We start from the raw sequence: 17,463 nt of genomic DNA, 5'->3' as shown, positions 1-17,463 counted from the left end.
GGTTAGTATGGAAGCTAAAAATATTCTACATATAGCTGATATAGCTATGATAGATTTTTCTGAAGAAGAGCTTGCTGGTTTTGAAAAAGATTTTAATGAAACTATGCAACTAATTGATGAAATAAAAGAAATTGATACTAATGGAGAAATCACTTTTCAAGTTAATGATACAGTTAACAATCTAAGAAAAGATGAGGTAAAGGAAAGTTTATCTCAAGAAGATGCTATATCAAATGCAAAAGAAGAAAAGTATGGCTACTTCAATATAGTAAAATTTGTAGATTAGAGGTGTAGATTTGGATTTAACAAAATTAAAAGCTAGAGAACTAATTTCAGGTTACGAAAATAGAGACTTTACAGTTGAAGAAGTAACCAAGTCTTATATAGAAAAAATAAAAGACCACAACAATAAATACAATACTTATATAACATTTTCTGAAGAAAAAGCATTAAATGCAGCAAAAAAAGTTGACAAACACTACCAAGATAGAGAAGAAATGGGAATACTAAGTGGAGTTCCAATATCTATTAAGGATAACATAGCTGTAAAAGATATGAGGATGACTTGCGCTTCTAAAATGTTAGAAGATTTTATTCCACACTATGAATCAACAGTTGAAAAGAAGATTAGAAAAAATTGTGGAGTAATTTTAGGAAAAGTTAATATGGATGAGTTTGCTATGGGTGCATCAACTAAAACATCTTATTTTGGACCAAGTAAAAACCCATTAAATCCAGACCTAGTTCCAGGAGGATCTTCTGGCGGATCAGCTGCATCTCTTGCTGCAGAAGAGTGTGCTCTTTCTGTTGGAACAGATACAGGAGGATCAATAAGACAACCTGCTAGTTTTTGCGGACTTGTTGGGATAAAACCAACTTACGGAAGTATATCACGTTTTGGTGTTGCTAGTATGGCAAATACTTTTGACCAAGTTGGTGCTTTTGGAAAAGATGTTGCAGATGCCCATCTACTTTTAAAAGCCATGGAAGGAAGAAGTAAAAAAGATGCAACATCAGTTGGAAATAAATCTTTAAGATTTGATTTAGATTATGACAATGATGATGAAGCAATATCTTATTTAAATGGTTTAAATATTGCAGTACCAAAAATGTATCTAGACCTTGACCTTGATCCAAGAGTTAAAGAAGAATATGAAAAAGCAATAGAAATATTTGAAAAAAGTGGAGCAAATATAAATGTTGTAGAGATTGATGCCTTAAAATATGTTGTTCAAACCTACAATATTTTAGTAAATGGAGAAATTGCTCCAAATATGGCAAGATTTGACGGATTAAGATATGGACATAGAACAGATAATTATTCTAGCTACAAAGAGATGTTTAAAAAATCAAGAGCAGAAGGATTTGGAACTGAAGTCAAAAGAAGAATAATGATAGGTACGCATATCTTATCTTTAGAATATGCAAAGGATTATTATTACAAGGCTTTAGAAGTTAGAAATATGATAAAAACACAAATGGATAAAGTTTATGAATCAAATGACCTTATGCTTTGTCCAACATCACCAATTCTTCCACCTAGAATAGACAAGGAAGTTAGCCCGGTAGAAATGTATAAACAAGATTTATTCACTATACCAGCAAATATGATAGGCGCTCCTTCAATGTCTGTGCCTATGCCAAAGAAAGATGGTTTATCAGTTGGTATAGAATTAACTGCAAATAGATTTAAAGATGATCTTATGATAAAAGCAGCACTTGGATTTGAAAGGAGCATGAGATAATGGCATATAAAACAATAGTTGGTTTAGAAATTCATGTGGAACTTTCTACTGAGACAAAGGCTTTTTGTTCTTGTAAAAATGAATTTGGCGGAGAACCAAATACAAGAGTTTGTCCTGTATGTTTAGCACTTCCAGGTGGACTACCAGTATTAAATGAAAATATTGTAAATTATACAATAATGGCGGGACTTGCTTTAAATTGTGATATTAAAAAAAGATCAAAATTTGATAGGAAAAATTATTTTTATCCAGACTTAACTAAGGGATATCAAATAACTCAAGATGATATGCCAATTTGCAAGGAAGGCTATATAGAAGTTGAAGGCGATGAAGGCAAGAAAAAAGTAGGAATTTTCCAAATTCAAATGGAAGAAGATACTGCAAAATCACTTCATACTGACAAAAATGAAACACTAATGGACTACAACAGATGTGGAGTTCCTTTGATTGAGATAGTTACAAAACCTGATATGAATTCAGGAAAAGAAGCTAGATTATTCCTAGAAAAATTAAAAAGTACTTTAACCTTCCTAGATATCTCAGACTGCAAGATGGAAGAAGGATCACTAAGATGTGATGTCAATGTCAATGTTGTAGATGAAGAAACTGGCAAAAAAACTGCAGTAACTGAAGTTAAAAACCTAAACTCTTTTAGGGGAGTGGAAAAAGCAATAGACTTTGAAGTAGAAAGACATATAAAACTATTAGAAACAGGAACTGAAGAAATCAAAACAACAAGACGTTGGGATGATGTTAAAAATGAAACTGTTTTAATGAGGGTAAAATACACTGTTGCAGATTATAGGTTTGCACCTGAAGGAGACCTTGCTCCAGTTCTTTTAGATGATGAAAGAATTGAAGAAATCAGAAAAAATATGCCGGAACTTCCAGAAGAAAAGATTTCTAGATTCATAGAAAGCTACGGCATACCAAAATATGATGCAGAAGTTTTAGTTTCAAGTAAAGACTTATCAAACTTCTTTGAAGAAACTGCTGAAAAATTTGATGATTATAATATGCTTTCTAATTGGGTAATGACAGAAGTTTTAAGAAGAGTTGATGATGTTGAAAAATTTGAACTAAACTTCACTTCAGAAGACTTTATAGAATTACTAAAAGCAGTAAAATCTGAAAAAATAAATAATAATGCTGGTAAAAAAGTTTTAAGAGAAATGTTTGAAACTGGCAAAAAACCAGATGAAATTATTGAAGAAAAGGGACTTGCTCAAATTCAAGATAGCTCAGAAATAGAAGGAATTGTAGATGAAGTTCTTTCAAATAACCAACAATCAATAGAAGATTACAAGGCTGGTAAAGATAGAGCTCTTGGATTCTTGGTAGGACAAGTTATGAAAGCATCAAGAGGAAAGGCAAATCCTCAAATTGTAAATAAATTAATAAGAGAAAAAATAAGTAAATAAGATAAAGAAAAAATCACTCTAGAATTTAGAGTGATTTTTTCTTTTTAAATCTAAATATGTTTTTTAAATCTAAATATGTTTTTTAAATCTAAATATGTTTTTTAAATCTAAATATGTTTTTTAAATCTAAATAAGTTTTTAAATCTAAATTCATTTTCTAAATTAAATTTACTTATCTAGATCTAATCTTCCTTGGAAATATCCATCATAGCAATAAAGAGCTACGCAAGGATTATGGCCTGTAACCCTATCTTTTACAGCAAGAGTTGTACAAAGAGCATCAGAATGTTTGTAAAACAATGAATCATGTCCTACACATAGACCCATGACAATATTGAAGTCTGTCTTTGCCTTATTAAGTACCATAGCTTGAGCAACCGGGTTGCACATTGGTTCATATTCATTTGGTGAACATTTATTTTCTTCCTCTATCCCAACCCTAGTCTTATCAATTCCACCAGTTTTGCACATGGCAGAAACCAATTCTATGTTATTATCTTTAAATATTTGTGATAGAATTCTTGCTTCTTTTATAAATCCACCACAGAAGGCAAGACCAACTTTTTTAAATTTCATTCTATCAATAAGTACCATTGTCTCTTTAACTCTAGGCCAAACAGCATAGCCATCTTTTTCTATTTTGGTGCTTGTTTTATAAAACTTTTCATATTTATCCGATGTAACAATTTCTATAGCTTTTTTATATAATTCTTCATCATACATTGGACAAAAAGCAGGAAAGTTATCATCCAAGCCTTTTTCACATGCGTGAACTCCACAAATTGAACATTTTGCATCCATAAAAACACCACCTTAATATATTTATACCAAAAAAGTTAAGCTTTAAATGATATATTAATAGTTAATCAAAAAAGCTTATAAATAAATTTCATTTTATAATAAAAATTATTAATTAATAATATATTTACATTATTTTTATTCTTATAATATCAATAATTGCTATTATTAAAGAGATTCATTATGAAAGTTATAGGAGTAAGATATGAAATGTATTAAAAAAATTGGGAAGTTTCTTATTGGTATTATTCTTTTTATATGGACAATTTTTCCAATTTATTGGATGTTTTCTTTATCAATAAGGAATAAAAAAGAACTTGTTAGTGGAGCTAGTCTATTACCTAAATCTTTTTCCCTAGAAAATTTCATTAATATTTTTAAAAGTGAGAGTTTTAAGGGAGCTGCTTTTAATAGTTTATTTATAACTATTGTTTCTCTTATTATTTGCATGTTCATAGGATTAACATTTTCTTACGTATTGTCAAATTTAAGATTTAAATTTGGACCTAGGAAATTCATGGTATTTTGGACGCTTCTTGTTAGAATATTACCACCAATTACTATAGCTCTACCCTTATATATAATTTTTAATAGGATTGGATTAATGTCTACTAAAATGCCGATTTTATTATCTCATGTTTTATTGAATCTTCCTTTTGTAGTTTGGCATATGATCAGTTTTTTTGGAAATGTTTCAAAGTCATTAGAGGAAAGTGCAAAGATTGATGGAGCAAGTGAGTGGCAAGTATTTAGATTAATTATTCTTCCTATGATGTTACCAGGTATTGCAAGTGCAAGTATACTTTCATTTATGACCTCTTGGAATGAATATTTATTTGGATCAATATTTTTAATATCACCAAGAGATTTTACTATCCCTATTTTACTTTCTACAATGAATAGTGAGCAGGAGTTAACTCAATGGGCAAATATAGCTGCTGGTGGAATATTTTCCATACTGCCTGTAATTATATTTGTTATATTTGCTCAAAACTATTTAATAAAAGGAATGACCGTTGGGTCTGTGAAGGAGTAAATTTTGTGATGAAAATAAAAATCAAAAAGTCTATATTATCATTATTTTTAATTATGCTAATGTCATTTGCTTTTGTTGGATGCAATAATAAAAATGATGAATCAATTAATGCTACTGCAAATGAAACTAAAAAAGAAGAAGCAACAGGTGAAACTAAAAAATTAGTAATTGCAGCGCGTGGTGGATCTCATGTGGATGCTATTAATTCTGTAAAAGAAAGTTTTGAAAAAGAAAACAATGTTGAAATTGAAATTTTAGGTTTAGAAGCTGATGATCTTAAGCAAAGAGTTTCATTAGATTCACAAAACTCTGAGGGATCTTATGATGTAGTTATGATAGATGATCCTTGGATGAGTGAATGGGCTGAGGGAGATGTATTGCTTAACCTATCAGATAATGGTGTTAAAAAAGATGATGATTTTATTGAAGCTTCACAAAATGTAGGTACTTATCCATATAAGGAAGGCGATATTTATGCTCTTCCATTTAATGGAAATGTAATGATGTTTTTCTACAATGAACAACTTCTAAAAGAAAATTCAATAGAGGTCCCTACTGATTGGGAAAGTGTACTTCAAGCAGCTAAGACTGTAAAGAAAACTGGGAAAAATGGTTATATTATAAGAGGACAACAAGGTAACCCAATTGTAACTGACTATCTACCAATCCTTTGGGCATATGGAGGAGATGTTTTTGATAAAGACAATAATATAACAATAGATTCACAAGAAGCAATTGATGCATTAAATTTATATATTGAGCTTTATAAAAATGGCGAAAACTACGAAAAGAACGACCTAATCGCTTCTGTTTCTGATGGGAATGGAGCAATGACATTAGGATGGCCATCTTGGTTTATACAAGGCTCAGAATCAACAGCCCAATACTCTAAAATTCCTGGGAAGAAAGATAAAGATTCTAAAGAAAATCCAGCAGGTATGTTAGGAAATTGGATGATAGGGGTTGCATCAAATACTAAAAATAAAGATTTAGCTGTTAAATTTGTTGAATTCATTACAAGTTCAGATGCACAAAAAACTATGGCAGAAAATGGAGGAACTCCAACAAGACATAGCGTTTATCAAGATAAGGATTTAAAAGAAAAATTCCCATATTTTGAAACTATGGAACAAGCAATAGAAAACGGAGTAGTAAGACCAAGATTAGTTGAATGGTCTGAAATGGAAGAGGTTCTTGGTACAGAACTTTCAGCAGCAGTGGCTGGACAAAAAGATGCAAAGACAGCTCTTATAGATGCTAAAGCCGGAATGGAAAGCATAAAGAATAAATAATAAATAAATTTATACTATATAAATATTTTAATAATTATTGGAGTGGATTAATCCACTCCAATTTAAATGGTTAAATGGAGAAAATATGAATAAACATAGAAGATTTGTTTGGACAATGTCATCGCCAGCGATGCTAGTTTTAATTTTATTAACGATATTTCCAATAATATTTACTATATATTGTAGTTTTACAGATTATTATTTTTTAAATAAGACTCAAAGTAATTTTATTGGGTTAAAAAATTTTATAGATCTTTTTAAAGATAGATATTTCATTCAAGCTTCTTTGAATACTTTAAAATTTGTGTTATTAGCTGTTTTTTGTGAATTAATTTTGGGTATTTTTATTGCGGTTTTTGTAGACTCTTTAAAACATATAGGCAAAGTAATGAGAGTAATTATACTTTTCCCAGCTTTAGTTCCACCAGTAACAGTTGCTTTAATTTGGCAAATGATGATGAGTAATAATAATGGAATTTTAAATAGAATATTAAATACACTTGGATTTAATGGAATAAATTGGTTACTTAGTCCCGAATACGCTTTTAGATCTATATTATTAATTGATATATGGCAATACACACCTGTAGTATTTTTAATTATATTTGCCGCTCTTCAGGCTATACCCGATTCACAGTTTGAAGCGGCGAAAATAGATGGAGTAAATACTTGGCAAAAATTTATATATATTACTTTACCAAATATAAAAGAAGCATTATATCTTGCTGTAATAATGAGGATGGTAGATACTTTTAGATTATTTGATAAGGTTAATATACTTACCAAAGGAGGTCCAGCAGGTACTACAAGCACAATGACACAATATATATATCAACATGGAGTTAATGGATTAAATCTTGGATTTTCATCTGCAGCATCAATAATTATGACTCTTTCAGTCTTAATATTTATTACAATTTATACATTGATTATTAAATCTAAAAATGATGGAGAAAAAAATTATGGCTAAAACAATTATAAAAAATTTGAATAAAGTCTATCCTAATGGTTATCATGCATTACATGATATAAATTTAAATATTGAAGATGGGGAATTTATAGTTTTTGTAGGGCCATCAGGATGTGGAAAATCAACTTTATTAAGAACTATTGCAGGTCTTGAAGATATTAGTTCTGGAGAACTTTATATGGATGACAAGCTTCTAAATAATGTAGATCCTAAAGACAGAGATGTAGCAATGGTTTTTCAAGATTACGCTTTATATCCTCATATGAGTGTAAAAGAAAATCTTGAATTTTCGCTAAAAATTAGAAAATACGATAAAAAGGTTATAAATGAGAAAGTAAATAAAGCTGCTCAAATACTAGAAATTAAAGATTTATTAAAAAGAAAACCAAAAGCTTTATCGGGAGGACAAAGACAAAGGGTTGCATTAGGTAGGGCAATAGTAAGAGATCCTAAACTTTTTTTATTTGATGAACCGCTTTCAAATCTTGATGCGAAACTAAGATCTAGCATGAGAGCAGAGATAATAAAACTTCATCAAGATATGAAAAAAAATAACACATCTTTTATTTATGTAACTCATGATCAGATAGAAGCTATGACAATGGCAGATAGGATTGTCGTTTTAAGGGATGGGTATATACAACAAATTGGAAGCCCAGAGCAGATATATGATAATCCTAAAAATTTATTTGTAGCAAGTTTTATAGGTCAACCTAGCATTAATTTTTTAGATACTGAAATCGTGGATAAGAATTTGATTATAAAAGGAACTAATTATATTTGTATAAAAGATTATAAAGGTCCAGAAAATGTATTGATTGGAATAAGACCAGATCAAATAAAATTAGGTGGACCTATAGAAATGATGGTGTCATTTACGGAACTCTTAGGCTCTGAAAAGTGCGTATATGGAAAAATAGCGGATAATAAAATAGTAGCTAAATTAGAAGGTAAACATCGAGTAAATACTAATGAAATACTGAATATAGATTTTAATAAACAAAGCCTATATTATTTTAATAAAGAAAACGAAGAGAGGATTTACTTTGATTAAGATAATAGCTCATTCTGGAGCAGATAATACTAAGAAAAATTCTAGTTCATATTTGTCATATTTGAATAAACTTAAGATAGATGGATTTGAAATAGATATTAGATTATTTGATGGAAATATAGTTTTATCGCATGATCTTATAAATTCAAACAATTGTCTTATTTTAGAAGAGATTTTTGATTTTATTGATGATAGGGAAAAATTTTTGGTAAATTGTGATATTAAAGAAAAACAAGCTACAAAGGAAGTTTATAAAAAATTTCAAGAAAAAAATATGCTAGATAAATTAATTTTTACAGGAAACGTTGACTTTGATTTTATAAAAGATAAAAAAGAAATAAAAACTTTTGTAAATTCTGAATTTTTAATAGATGGTTCAAATATAGATGGATTTTTTAAAGATAATAAAATTTATGAATTAATAAAAAAATATAGGGAATTAGAAAAAGATTATAATGTATCAGGAATTTGTATTAATTATAAATCGCTTGACATACTATCATTTAAACTTTTATTAAATTCGGGAATAAACCTATCAATTTGGACAGTAGATAACAAAGAATGTCTAGGAAAAATGTTAAAAATAAAAACAAACTCTATAATTTTTATTACAACAAATAAAATCAACTATGTATTAGAAAGAGTTAATATGAGTAATATTTGAATATATATAGGCTTTTTTTGAGTTTAAGATATAATGTTTTGAAAATATAAAAAGTTTTAATAGCTGTTTAAAATAAAGATATATTTATTGCAAAAATTAAGAGTTTATGCTATTATAATTAAATGTAACCGCACAGAATATGGTTTAAAATTTATTACCTATGATGGCGAGTCTTAAAATTTTGAGGGGGTGCTACAATGTACGCAGTAATTGAAACAGGTGGAAAACAATATACAGTAAAAGCTGGAGATAAGTTAAGAGTTGAAAAACTTGATGCTAAAGAAGGCGAAGCTGTAGTTTTCGATAAAGTTCTTATGCTTGGTGGAGAAGATGTTAAAGTCGGAGCTCCATATGTAGAAGGTTCAAAAGTTCAAGCTAAAGTTCTTGAACAAGGAAAAGCGAAAAAAGTCGTAATCTACAAATACAAGGCTAAAAAGAACGAAAGAAAGAAAAAAGGTCATAGACAACCTTATACTTTAGTTGAAATTGAAAATATTGGTTAATGATTAATATTGAAATTTTAAAAAAAGATGGTTTATATTTTTCTCTTGAGTCTTCTGGTCATGCTGATTACGATGACAGAGGCTATGATATAGTTTGTGCTGGAGTTTCCACACTTACACAAACCCTATATTTTTATTTATTAGACCTTGGTTTAGACCAGTCTGATATTGAAGATAGGCAAGATGAAGGATATTTACTTATTAAACTAAAAAAGAATTATAGGAATGAGAAAGTTCAAGCAGCCTTTGAATATATGTTAAAGGGTTTAGAGCTTTTGAAATCTCAATATATTGAATATATTAAAATTGATATTATGGAGGTGCGTAATGATAATATTTGATTTACAACTTTTTTCTTCTAAAAAGGGAGCAGGTTCTTCAAAGAACGGACGTGATTCCAATGCTAAAAGATTAGGAGTTAAAAGAGCTGATGGACAACCAGTTTTAGCAGGTAGCATAATTGTAAGACAAAGAGGCACTAAAATTCACCCAGGCGAAAATGTTATGAAAGGAAAAGATGACACATTGTTTGCAACAAGCGATGGAGTTGTTAAATTCGAACAAAAGGGCAGAGGTAGAAAAAAATACGTTAGTGTTTATAGTGAAGAATTAGCTTAAAAGTCGTAGTATTACTACGACTTTATTTTATATATAGATAAAGTGATAATATGTTTATTGATGTAGCAAAAATTAAAATAAAAGCAGGTAATGGTGGCGATGGTGCCATTGCTTGGAGAAGAGAAAAATTTGAGCCAGCAGGTGGACCAGCAGGTGGCGATGGTGGCGATGGTGGATCTGTTTATATAGTTGCAGATTTTGGACTTCATACCCTAATGGATTATAGGTACAAAAGAGAATACAAGGCAGAAAAGGGCCAAAATGGTATGAGCAAAAATATGTTTGGGAAAAAGGGCGAAGATATTTTATTAAAGGTGCCAGTTGGTACTCTTGTAAAAGAAAGTAGCTCTGGAGCTGTAATTGTAGATTTAAAAAAAGCCGATGAAAAATTTCTTCTTGCAAAAGGTGGTAGAGGCGGTAGAGGTAATTCAAGATTTACTTCTTCAACTAGACAAGCTCCGACTTTTGCTGAGCCTGGAAATAAGGGCGAAGAAATATCTATAACACTTGAGTTAAAACTTCTTGCAGATGTTGGTTTGGTTGGATTTCCAAATGTTGGAAAATCAACTATTTTATCAGTTGTTTCAGCTGCGAAGCCAAAGATTGCCAACTATCATTTTACAACTCTAAATCCAAATCTTGGAGTTGTATCTCTTGGCGAAGAAATGTCTTTTGTAATAGCAGATATACCAGGTTTAATAGAAGGAGCCAGTGAGGGTTTAGGACTTGGAGATGAATTTTTAAAACACGTTGAAAGAACTAAAATCCTAATCCATGTAATAGATGCATCAGGATCAGAAGGAAGAGATCCAATCGATGACTTTTATAAGATAAACAAAGAACTTGAAAGTTACAATCCAAAACTTGCAGAAAAAACTCAAATTATATTTGCCAACAAGACCGACTTGCTAGCAGATGAAGAAAATATTGAAAAGATAAAAAAAGAGTTTGGAGATAAATATAAAATATTTTTTGGTTCAGCAGCAACAACACAAAACCTAAATGAACTTATGAAATATACTTTTAATGAGCTAAAATCTCATGAAGAAGATAGCTATGAAACATATGATGAAGTTTATGTTAAGCCGACTGAAAGAGAAGAAGGCATCAATGTATATGTTGAAAATGGCAAGTTTATTGTTGATGGACCATATATAGAAAAATTATTAAGATCTACAAATTTTGAATCAACCCAATCTTTAAAATACTTCCAAGAAAATTTAAGAAAGAATAAGGTAGTTGATAAATTAAAAGAACTTGGAGTTCAAGAAGGTCAAAGCGTATTTATAGACGGATATGAATTTGAATTTGTAGAATAAAGGAGTACAATGAACGGAAAACAAAGAGCATATTTAAAATCTCTTGCAAATACATTAAATCCACTACTACAAGTGGGTAAGAATGGTATAAGTGATTCATTTATAAAACAATTAGATAAATCTTTAGAAGACCATGAGTTAGTAAAGATCAATGTTTTAAATAATTCACCAGATGAAGCAAAAGATATTATAGATGAAATACTAGAAGCTACTGGATCAGAATTTGTCCAACAGCTAGGTAACAAATTAACAATTTATAGAGAATCAAAAGAAAATAAGAAGATAGAATTATAATGAAACATTATGGAATAATGGGGGGAACTTTTAACCCTATACACTTAGGACACCTGATGATATCTGAATATATTAGGGATGAAATAAAACTTGATAAGATAATCTTTGTTCCAACTGGAAATCCACCTCATAAATCTGATTTACTAGATGCAGAAATCAGGTATGAGATGACTAAGATGGCTATAGAAGATAATGAAAATTTTATGGTATCTGATATAGAAACTAAAAGGCAAGGAATTAGCTATACTGTAGATACAGTAAACCAGCTCAGCGAAGAATTGGATGCAAAATTATACTTTATAATTGGATCAGATACACTTTTTCAATTAAAAACTTGGAAAAGATTTGACGAGCTTGCAAAACAAATTGAATTTATCTGTGCAATTAGACCAGAATATATGGCTACAAAAATCCTTTCTTCTGAGCTTATCTACTTAAATCAAAAATTTGATGCAAGGATAAAGATTATAAAAACTCCCCAATATATGATATCTTCAACAGATCTTAGGAATAGAATAAAATATGGCAAGAGTTTAAAGTACTTGTTGCCAGATAAATTAATTGAATATATTTATGAAAGAAGATTGTATATTTGATGATTGAAAAAGATAGAGAAGAAATCTTAGAGTTAGTAGGCGAAGCTAGGTATCAACATATATTAAGAGTAAGAGACACAGCAATAGACCTAGCAAAATTTTATAAAGCAGATGTAGAAAAAGCAGAAATTGCTGGCTACTATCATGATTGTGCCAAGTCAAAAGACTTGGATAAATTAAAACTTTTATCTAAAGAATATGGGCTAGAACTTACTGAATCTATGCAAAAAGCACCTAAAATAATACATGCTTTTTTAGGAGCTTTAATGGCTGAAAAAAAGTATAATATTAAAGATAAGGAAATATTAGATGCAATAAGATATCATACAACTGGGAGAAAAAATATGACCTTGCTTGATAAAATAATTTTTATTAGCGATTACATAGAACCTGGTCGTAAATTTAAAGGAATTGATGAAGTTAGAGAACTTGCTTATAAAGACCTAGACCTAGCCTTATATAAGTCTTTAAACATGAGCATAGCAAACCTAATAAATAAGGATGAATATGTTGTTGTAGACACTTTAGAAGCTAGAAATTATATAATGGAGACCCTAAAATGAAAAAATTTTTTAAAGCCTTTATAATTACACTTTTATTAGTTCTAGTTTTGTTTTTTGGAACAATAGTGTTTTTATTATTAAAAAATCACATCTCTGATCCAGGAGAATTTTTCGATGAGCTATCTAATAATGATAGCAATTTAACTTTTTTACTCCTAGGAGTAGATAGTTTAAAGGCAAACGAAGCAGAAAACACAAGATCAGATACCATGATGATAGTTAACATGGATATGAATACTGGAAAGACAAATATAGTTTCTATTCCTAGAGATACTTACACTTCAATAGAAGGATATAAAAAACAAAAAATAAACCATGCTTATAATTATGGTGGTGCAGAGCTAAGCTTAAAGACTGTCAATAATTTATTGGGAACAAATATAGAATACTATATGACAATTGATTATAAATTTGTTGAACAAATAGTTGATACGATTGGTGGGGTAGAAGTTGATGTGCCAATGGATATGCAATATGAAGATCCTTGGGCAGATCCACCACTAAAAATTGATATCAAGGCTGGCAATCAAAATCTAAATGGTAGCGAGGCTATACAATTTTTAAGATTTAGAAAAGGCTATGCAGATGCAGACTTATCTAGGGCAAAAGCACAACAGCAATTTGTTTCAGCTTTTTTACAAAAATTAAAGCAGCCACAAAGTTTAATCAAGGCTCCTGTTATGATGGTAAGTTATGATAAATACACAATAAGTAATATACCATTTGCAAAAATGTTAAAGTCAGGAATGAATATTAGAAACTTTTCATCAGAAAATATTAATATGACAACCCTACCGGGCAGTCCAGCTTATAAAAATAAAGTTTCATATTTCTTTATTAATGAAAAAGAAACGGACACTTTATTAAGACAATTAGGATTAAAGTAGAGAATGCATCAACAGATGCTTCTCTTTTTTTATTTACACTTATGGTATAATTAATTTAAGAAATGAAGAGGGAGTATTAATGGAAAATAAAAAATTAGATATTATAGTTCAAGCGTGCGAAGATAAAAAAGCTACTGATATAAAAGTTTTAGAAATAGGAGAGTTTAGTTCTATTGCAGATTATTTTGTAATAGTATCAGGTAATTCTTCAACACAAGTAGACTCTATTTCAGATAATATTGAAGATAAGATGTCAGAAGCTGGTTATGAAGTTGAAAACTCAGAAGGAAAAAATTCACTTAGATGGATAGTTCTAGACTATTCTGATATTATTGTTCATATCTTCCATAAGGATGAAAGAGATTTTTATAATCTAGAAAGACTTTGGGAAGATAGAGAAAAGCAAGAGGACAAAGAGGAGGATTAAGATGGAATTTATTAGCACAGATAAAGCACCTGCAGCAATAGGACCTTACTCACAAGGCGTGAGTGCTTCAAATATAATCTTTAGCTCTGGTCAGCTACCAATCAATCCAGAAAATGGAGAACTCATTACAGACCCATATAAGGCCACTAAAATGAGTTTAGATAATATAAAAAATATTTTAGAAGCAGCTGGTGCAAAAGTTGAAAATATTGTTAAAGTAAATATATATTTAACTAATATGGATGATTTTTCTGTAGTAAACGAAGCCTATGCAGAATTTTTTAAAGACCATAAGCCAGCGAGATCTTGCGTTGAAGTTTCAAAACTTCCAAAAGATGGAGTTTTAGAAATCGAAGCAATTGCAGTAAAATAAAAATAATTTTTTTAAATTAATTGGCATTAGGATGATTCCTTTTGCCAATTTTTTTTGCTTATTAAATTTAATAATATAAAAAAGGCTATGAGTTTAAAATGCTCATAGCCTTAAAATTTTTATTAAAGATTTTAATTTTATTTATATAGCTTGGTCTCCATAATATAAAACAACTGAATCCTTGTTTGATTTTTTAATATCTATAATTCTTTGGTTTGATGAACCACGAAATTTAAGTTTAAGATTTTTCAGTTTATTGATGAATAATCCATCAACTAGGACATCACATAAATCTAAAAGTTTCTTTTTATCAGGATCATCTAAAATATCTTCATAGCTATATCCAGAATAAATCCAGATATCTTTGTTGGAATGCTTTTTGATTTCTTTTACTATTTCTGTTAAATCTTTTGTATTTTGAAAAGGCTCACCGCCAAGTAGGGTAAGGCCCTTAACTTGGTCATCATTTAGATATTCTATAACTTGTTTTGTTTCCTTATCAGTCCAAAGACTTCCAGCAGAAAAATCTTGATATTCTTGGTTAAAGCATTCAGGACATTTATGGGTGCAACCGATGACAAAAATTGTTGTCCTTATGCCTTCTCCATTAGCTATATCATATTTTCTTATTTGTCCGTATCTCATTAGATATGAAGAACCCTATCTCTTATTTCTTTAGTTCTTCCTTCGTTCCAGAAGTTTTCACCAAGGTAGCCACAAGTTCTTCTTACAACAGTTAAGCTGGACTTATCTGTATTTCCGCATTGTGGACATTCCCATTGGCTGTCATCATTTAGTTTTATTTCTCCATCAAAACCACATTCAGAACAATAGTCTGATTTAGTATTAAATTCAGCGTATTGGATATTATCATATATATATTTAACTATTGTTTCTAGAGCTTCTAGATTTTGAGTCATATTAGGAATTTCTACATAAGATATACATCCACCAGTTGATCTGTCTTGGAATTTAGATTCAAAGTTGAATTTTTCAAAGGCTGATATTTCTTCTCTAACATCAACATGGAAGGAGTTAGTGTAGTAGCCCTTGTCTGTTATATTCTCAATTATTCCAAATCTTTCTCTATCAATAGAGCAGAATCTGTTTGTTAAACTTTCTGCAGGTGTTGCATAAAGTGTAAATTTGATACCAGTTTCTTCTGTCCATCTTTTAACAGCATCATTTAGATGGTCCATTATTCTCATTGCAAAGTCATAACCCTTTTTATCAGTGTGGGAAACGCCTTTTGTTAGCATAGTTGCTTCATAAATTCCTATATATCCTAGTGAAACAGTAGAGTAGCCACCCTTTAGAAGAGGAGCTATTGATTCATGTTTACCAAGTCTAGAAATTGCTCCGTGTTGCCAGTGAATTGGAGAACTATCAGATGTAACTTCTGATAAGTGTTTATATCTTATTAAACCAACTTCTTTAACTAACTCAAGTCTTTTTTCAAGAAGATTAAAGAATTTTGATTCATCTCCATTAGCAAGGATACCAATTTGTGGAAGGTTTATAGAGCAAGCGCCCATATTAAATCTACCTTCAAATTTATAATTTCCTTTTTTATCCTTGTAAGGAGGAAGAAAAGCTCTACATCCCATTGGACTAAATACATTGCCTTCGTAGTTTTCTTTCATTTTTTTAGCAGAGATATAGTCAGGATACATTCTCTTAGCTGTACATCTTATTGCAAGTGATGTTAAATAATAGTATTTAGAATCTTTTTTAACATTGTTTTCATCAAGGACATATATTAGTTTTGGGAAGGCTGGTGTAACATAAACTCCAGCATCATTTTTTATACCTTGAATTCTTTGTTTTAAGATTTCTTCAACGATTTTTGCAATTTCATCAACATAAGGATCATCATCTTCAATATGCATAAATAGAGTTACAAATGGAGCTTGACCATTTGATGTCATCAAAGTATTTATTTGATATTGAATTGTTTGGATACCGCTTTCTAGATCTTTCTTGGTCATTTTTTCAGCCATTTTTTCAGCTAATTCTATATCACCAAGTGTATCTAATGCAATATTTAAATTCTTTTCATAAGATTTTCTTAAATATTTACCAAGACAAGCAATATTAATTGATTGACCGCCATATTGGTTAGATGCAATTTGTGCGATTATCTGAGTCATAACATTACATGCTACTTGGAATGATTTTGGAGTTTCAATCATCTTGCCGTTAACAACAGTTCCGTTATCTAACATATCTTTCATGTTTACTAGACAACAATTAAATATTGGTTGAATCATATAGTCTAGGTCATGGATATGTATAACTCCATTATTATGTGCAGCCACTAGATCTTGTGGTAGCATTTTTCTTTTAGCTATATCTTTTGATACTTCTCCTGCAATTAAATCTCTTTGTGTAGATGCAATAATTGGATTTTTATTTGAGTTTTCATCCATCAATCCAGTGTTTGTTCTATTTAATAAACCTAGGATTTCATTATCAGTTGTGTTTTGTTCTCTTTTGTAGGCTTGTACTGCCTTGTAGTTTTCATAAGCTCTTGCTGTTGCAGGGTTTCCATAGTTTATAAGCTTATAATAAACTTGTTCTTCAATATCAAAAATTGACATTGATTGATTTGAATTTTTTGCATAATCTTCTATTTCTTTTGCGATTGTTTCAGCTTGATCTTCAACAAATATTCCATTCGATGAGTTCATAGCTTTTTCGATTGCTATTTTTATTTTATTCCTGTCAAAAGCAACCTTGTCTCCATTTCTTTTTAAAACGTCCATAATAATTGCCCACCTAATAACCTTTCATTTATTTTATATAAACAGTATACAATATATTGTGGCTAAAAACAATAATATAAAAAAATATCACAATATACAGAAAAGTCTTGAAAGTTGCATTCTTGAACATTTAGAGGG

General features: G+C 29.9%; 21 protein-coding genes and 1 other annotated feature. Of the genes, 18 read left to right on the top strand and 3 right to left on the bottom strand.

Features of this window, described 5'->3' with window-relative positions; all coding sequences use genetic code 11:
- Positions 1–7 precede the first annotated feature (7 nt).
- The 3 genes from gatC to gatB are packed head-to-tail and all read left to right on the top strand — an operon-like array spanning position 8 to position 3,166.
- Positions 8–286, top strand: coding sequence for an Asp-tRNA(Asn)/Glu-tRNA(Gln) amidotransferase subunit GatC (gatC, locus tag HGPB_RS05015; protein ID WP_019132609.1), 279 nt, complete (start codon positions 8–10; stop codon positions 284–286).
- 10 nt (positions 287–296) lie between these two features.
- Complete coding sequence (gene gatA / locus HGPB_RS05010; protein WP_019132608.1) at positions 297–1,745, top strand: Asp-tRNA(Asn)/Glu-tRNA(Gln) amidotransferase subunit GatA; 1,449 nt, start codon at positions 297–299, stop codon at positions 1,743–1,745.
- The gene (gene gatB / locus HGPB_RS05005) at positions 1,745–3,166 is read left to right on the top strand and encodes an Asp-tRNA(Asn)/Glu-tRNA(Gln) amidotransferase subunit GatB (protein ID WP_019132607.1); all 1,422 of its coding nucleotides are present in this window, start codon (positions 1,745–1,747) and stop codon (positions 3,164–3,166) included. The genes gatA and gatB overlap by 1 nt, the downstream gene beginning before the upstream one ends.
- A 168-nt stretch (positions 3,167–3,334) precedes the next feature.
- Here gatB and HGPB_RS05000 read toward each other — a convergent pair whose 3' ends face one another.
- Positions 3,335–3,967, bottom strand: a complete 633-nt coding sequence (locus HGPB_RS05000) for a DUF1847 domain-containing protein (protein ID WP_019132606.1) — start codon at positions 3,965–3,967, stop codon at positions 3,335–3,337.
- A gap of 202 nt (positions 3,968–4,169) precedes the next feature.
- Between HGPB_RS05000 and HGPB_RS04995 the strand changes: the two genes are divergently transcribed.
- The 15 genes from HGPB_RS04995 to HGPB_RS04925 all read left to right on the top strand — a co-directional run bounded on the left by HGPB_RS04995 (position 4,170) and on the right by HGPB_RS04925 (position 14,560).
- Entirely contained in the window at positions 4,170–5,000 is an 831-nt protein-coding gene (locus tag HGPB_RS04995) for a carbohydrate ABC transporter permease (RefSeq protein ID WP_019132605.1), read from the top strand.
- Positions 5,001–5,008: 8 nt separating this feature from the next.
- Positions 5,009–6,292, top strand: a complete 1,284-nt coding sequence (locus HGPB_RS04990) for an extracellular solute-binding protein (protein ID WP_019132604.1) — start codon at positions 5,009–5,011, stop codon at positions 6,290–6,292.
- An 85-nt stretch (positions 6,293–6,377) separates the two neighbouring features.
- Complete coding sequence (locus HGPB_RS04985; protein ID WP_019132603.1) at positions 6,378–7,262, top strand: carbohydrate ABC transporter permease; 885 nt, start codon at positions 6,378–6,380, stop codon at positions 7,260–7,262.
- Complete coding sequence (locus tag HGPB_RS04980; protein WP_019132602.1) at positions 7,255–8,316, top strand: ABC transporter ATP-binding protein; 1,062 nt, start codon at positions 7,255–7,257, stop codon at positions 8,314–8,316. Before HGPB_RS04985 ends, HGPB_RS04980 begins: the two co-directional genes overlap by 8 nt.
- The gene (locus tag HGPB_RS04975; protein WP_019132601.1) at positions 8,309–8,980 is read left to right on the top strand and encodes a PI-PLC domain-containing protein; all 672 of its coding nucleotides are present in this window, start codon (positions 8,309–8,311) and stop codon (positions 8,978–8,980) included. The genes HGPB_RS04980 and HGPB_RS04975 overlap by 8 nt, the downstream gene beginning before the upstream one ends.
- 116 nt (positions 8,981–9,096) lie before the next feature.
- Positions 9,097–9,164 (top strand) — a sequence feature (ribosomal protein L21 leader region).
- 13 nt (positions 9,165–9,177) lie between these two features.
- Positions 9,178–9,483, top strand: a complete 306-nt coding sequence (gene rplU / locus HGPB_RS04970) for a 50S ribosomal protein L21 (RefSeq protein ID WP_019132600.1) — start codon at positions 9,178–9,180, stop codon at positions 9,481–9,483.
- Entirely contained in the window at positions 9,483–9,824 is a 342-nt protein-coding gene (locus tag HGPB_RS04965; protein WP_019132599.1) for a ribosomal-processing cysteine protease Prp, read from the top strand. Before rplU ends, HGPB_RS04965 begins: the two co-directional genes overlap by 1 nt.
- Entirely contained in the window at positions 9,811–10,101 is a 291-nt protein-coding gene (gene rpmA, locus HGPB_RS04960; RefSeq protein ID WP_019132598.1) for a 50S ribosomal protein L27, read from the top strand. Before HGPB_RS04965 ends, rpmA begins: the two co-directional genes overlap by 14 nt.
- A gap of 50 nt (positions 10,102–10,151) precedes the next feature.
- The gene (gene obgE / locus HGPB_RS04955) at positions 10,152–11,420 is read left to right on the top strand and encodes a GTPase ObgE (RefSeq protein WP_019132597.1); all 1,269 of its coding nucleotides are present in this window, start codon (positions 10,152–10,154) and stop codon (positions 11,418–11,420) included.
- A 9-nt stretch (positions 11,421–11,429) separates the two neighbouring features.
- Positions 11,430–11,714 (top strand): ribosome assembly RNA-binding protein YhbY, encoded by a 285-nt coding sequence (yhbY, locus tag HGPB_RS04950; protein WP_019132596.1) that lies wholly within the window; start codon positions 11,430–11,432, stop codon positions 11,712–11,714.
- Positions 11,714–12,310 carry a nicotinate-nucleotide adenylyltransferase gene (gene nadD, locus HGPB_RS04945; RefSeq protein ID WP_019132595.1) on the top strand — a complete coding sequence of 199 codons (597 nt, stop codon included), beginning with the start codon at positions 11,714–11,716 and terminating at the stop codon, positions 12,308–12,310. The genes yhbY and nadD overlap by 1 nt, the downstream gene beginning before the upstream one ends.
- Complete coding sequence (gene yqeK, locus HGPB_RS04940) at positions 12,310–12,873, top strand: bis(5'-nucleosyl)-tetraphosphatase (symmetrical) YqeK (RefSeq protein WP_019132594.1); 564 nt, start codon at positions 12,310–12,312, stop codon at positions 12,871–12,873. Before nadD ends, yqeK begins: the two co-directional genes overlap by 1 nt.
- The gene (locus HGPB_RS04935) at positions 12,870–13,760 is read left to right on the top strand and encodes an LCP family protein (RefSeq protein WP_019132593.1); all 891 of its coding nucleotides are present in this window, start codon (positions 12,870–12,872) and stop codon (positions 13,758–13,760) included. The genes yqeK and HGPB_RS04935 overlap by 4 nt, the downstream gene beginning before the upstream one ends.
- A 79-nt stretch (positions 13,761–13,839) precedes the next feature.
- Positions 13,840–14,187 (top strand): ribosome silencing factor, encoded by a 348-nt coding sequence (rsfS, locus tag HGPB_RS04930; protein ID WP_019132592.1) that lies wholly within the window; start codon positions 13,840–13,842, stop codon positions 14,185–14,187.
- Between the two features lies 1 nt (position 14,188).
- The gene (locus HGPB_RS04925) at positions 14,189–14,560 is read left to right on the top strand and encodes a RidA family protein (RefSeq protein WP_019132591.1); all 372 of its coding nucleotides are present in this window, start codon (positions 14,189–14,191) and stop codon (positions 14,558–14,560) included.
- Between the two features lie 141 nt (positions 14,561–14,701).
- On the opposite strand, the gene nrdG is transcribed toward HGPB_RS04925, so the two are convergent.
- Both nrdG and nrdD read right to left on the bottom strand, forming a co-directional pair.
- A complete protein-coding gene (gene nrdG / locus HGPB_RS04920) occupies positions 14,702–15,205 on the bottom strand; it encodes an anaerobic ribonucleoside-triphosphate reductase activating protein (protein ID WP_019132590.1) in 504 nt (167 codons plus the stop codon).
- Positions 15,205–17,328 carry an anaerobic ribonucleoside-triphosphate reductase gene (gene nrdD / locus HGPB_RS04915; protein WP_036738327.1) on the bottom strand — a complete coding sequence of 708 codons (2,124 nt, stop codon included), beginning with the start codon at positions 17,326–17,328 and terminating at the stop codon, positions 15,205–15,207. Before nrdD ends, nrdG begins: the two co-directional genes overlap by 1 nt.
- Positions 17,329–17,463 lie beyond the last annotated feature (135 nt).

Origin of the sequence: Peptoniphilus obesi ph1, from assembly GCF_000311865.1 — a bacterium.
GTDB classification, from domain to species: domain Bacteria; phylum Bacillota; class Clostridia; order Tissierellales; family Peptoniphilaceae; genus Peptoniphilus_E; species Peptoniphilus_E obesi.
This window is presented reverse-complemented; position numbering and strand designations above follow the sequence as displayed.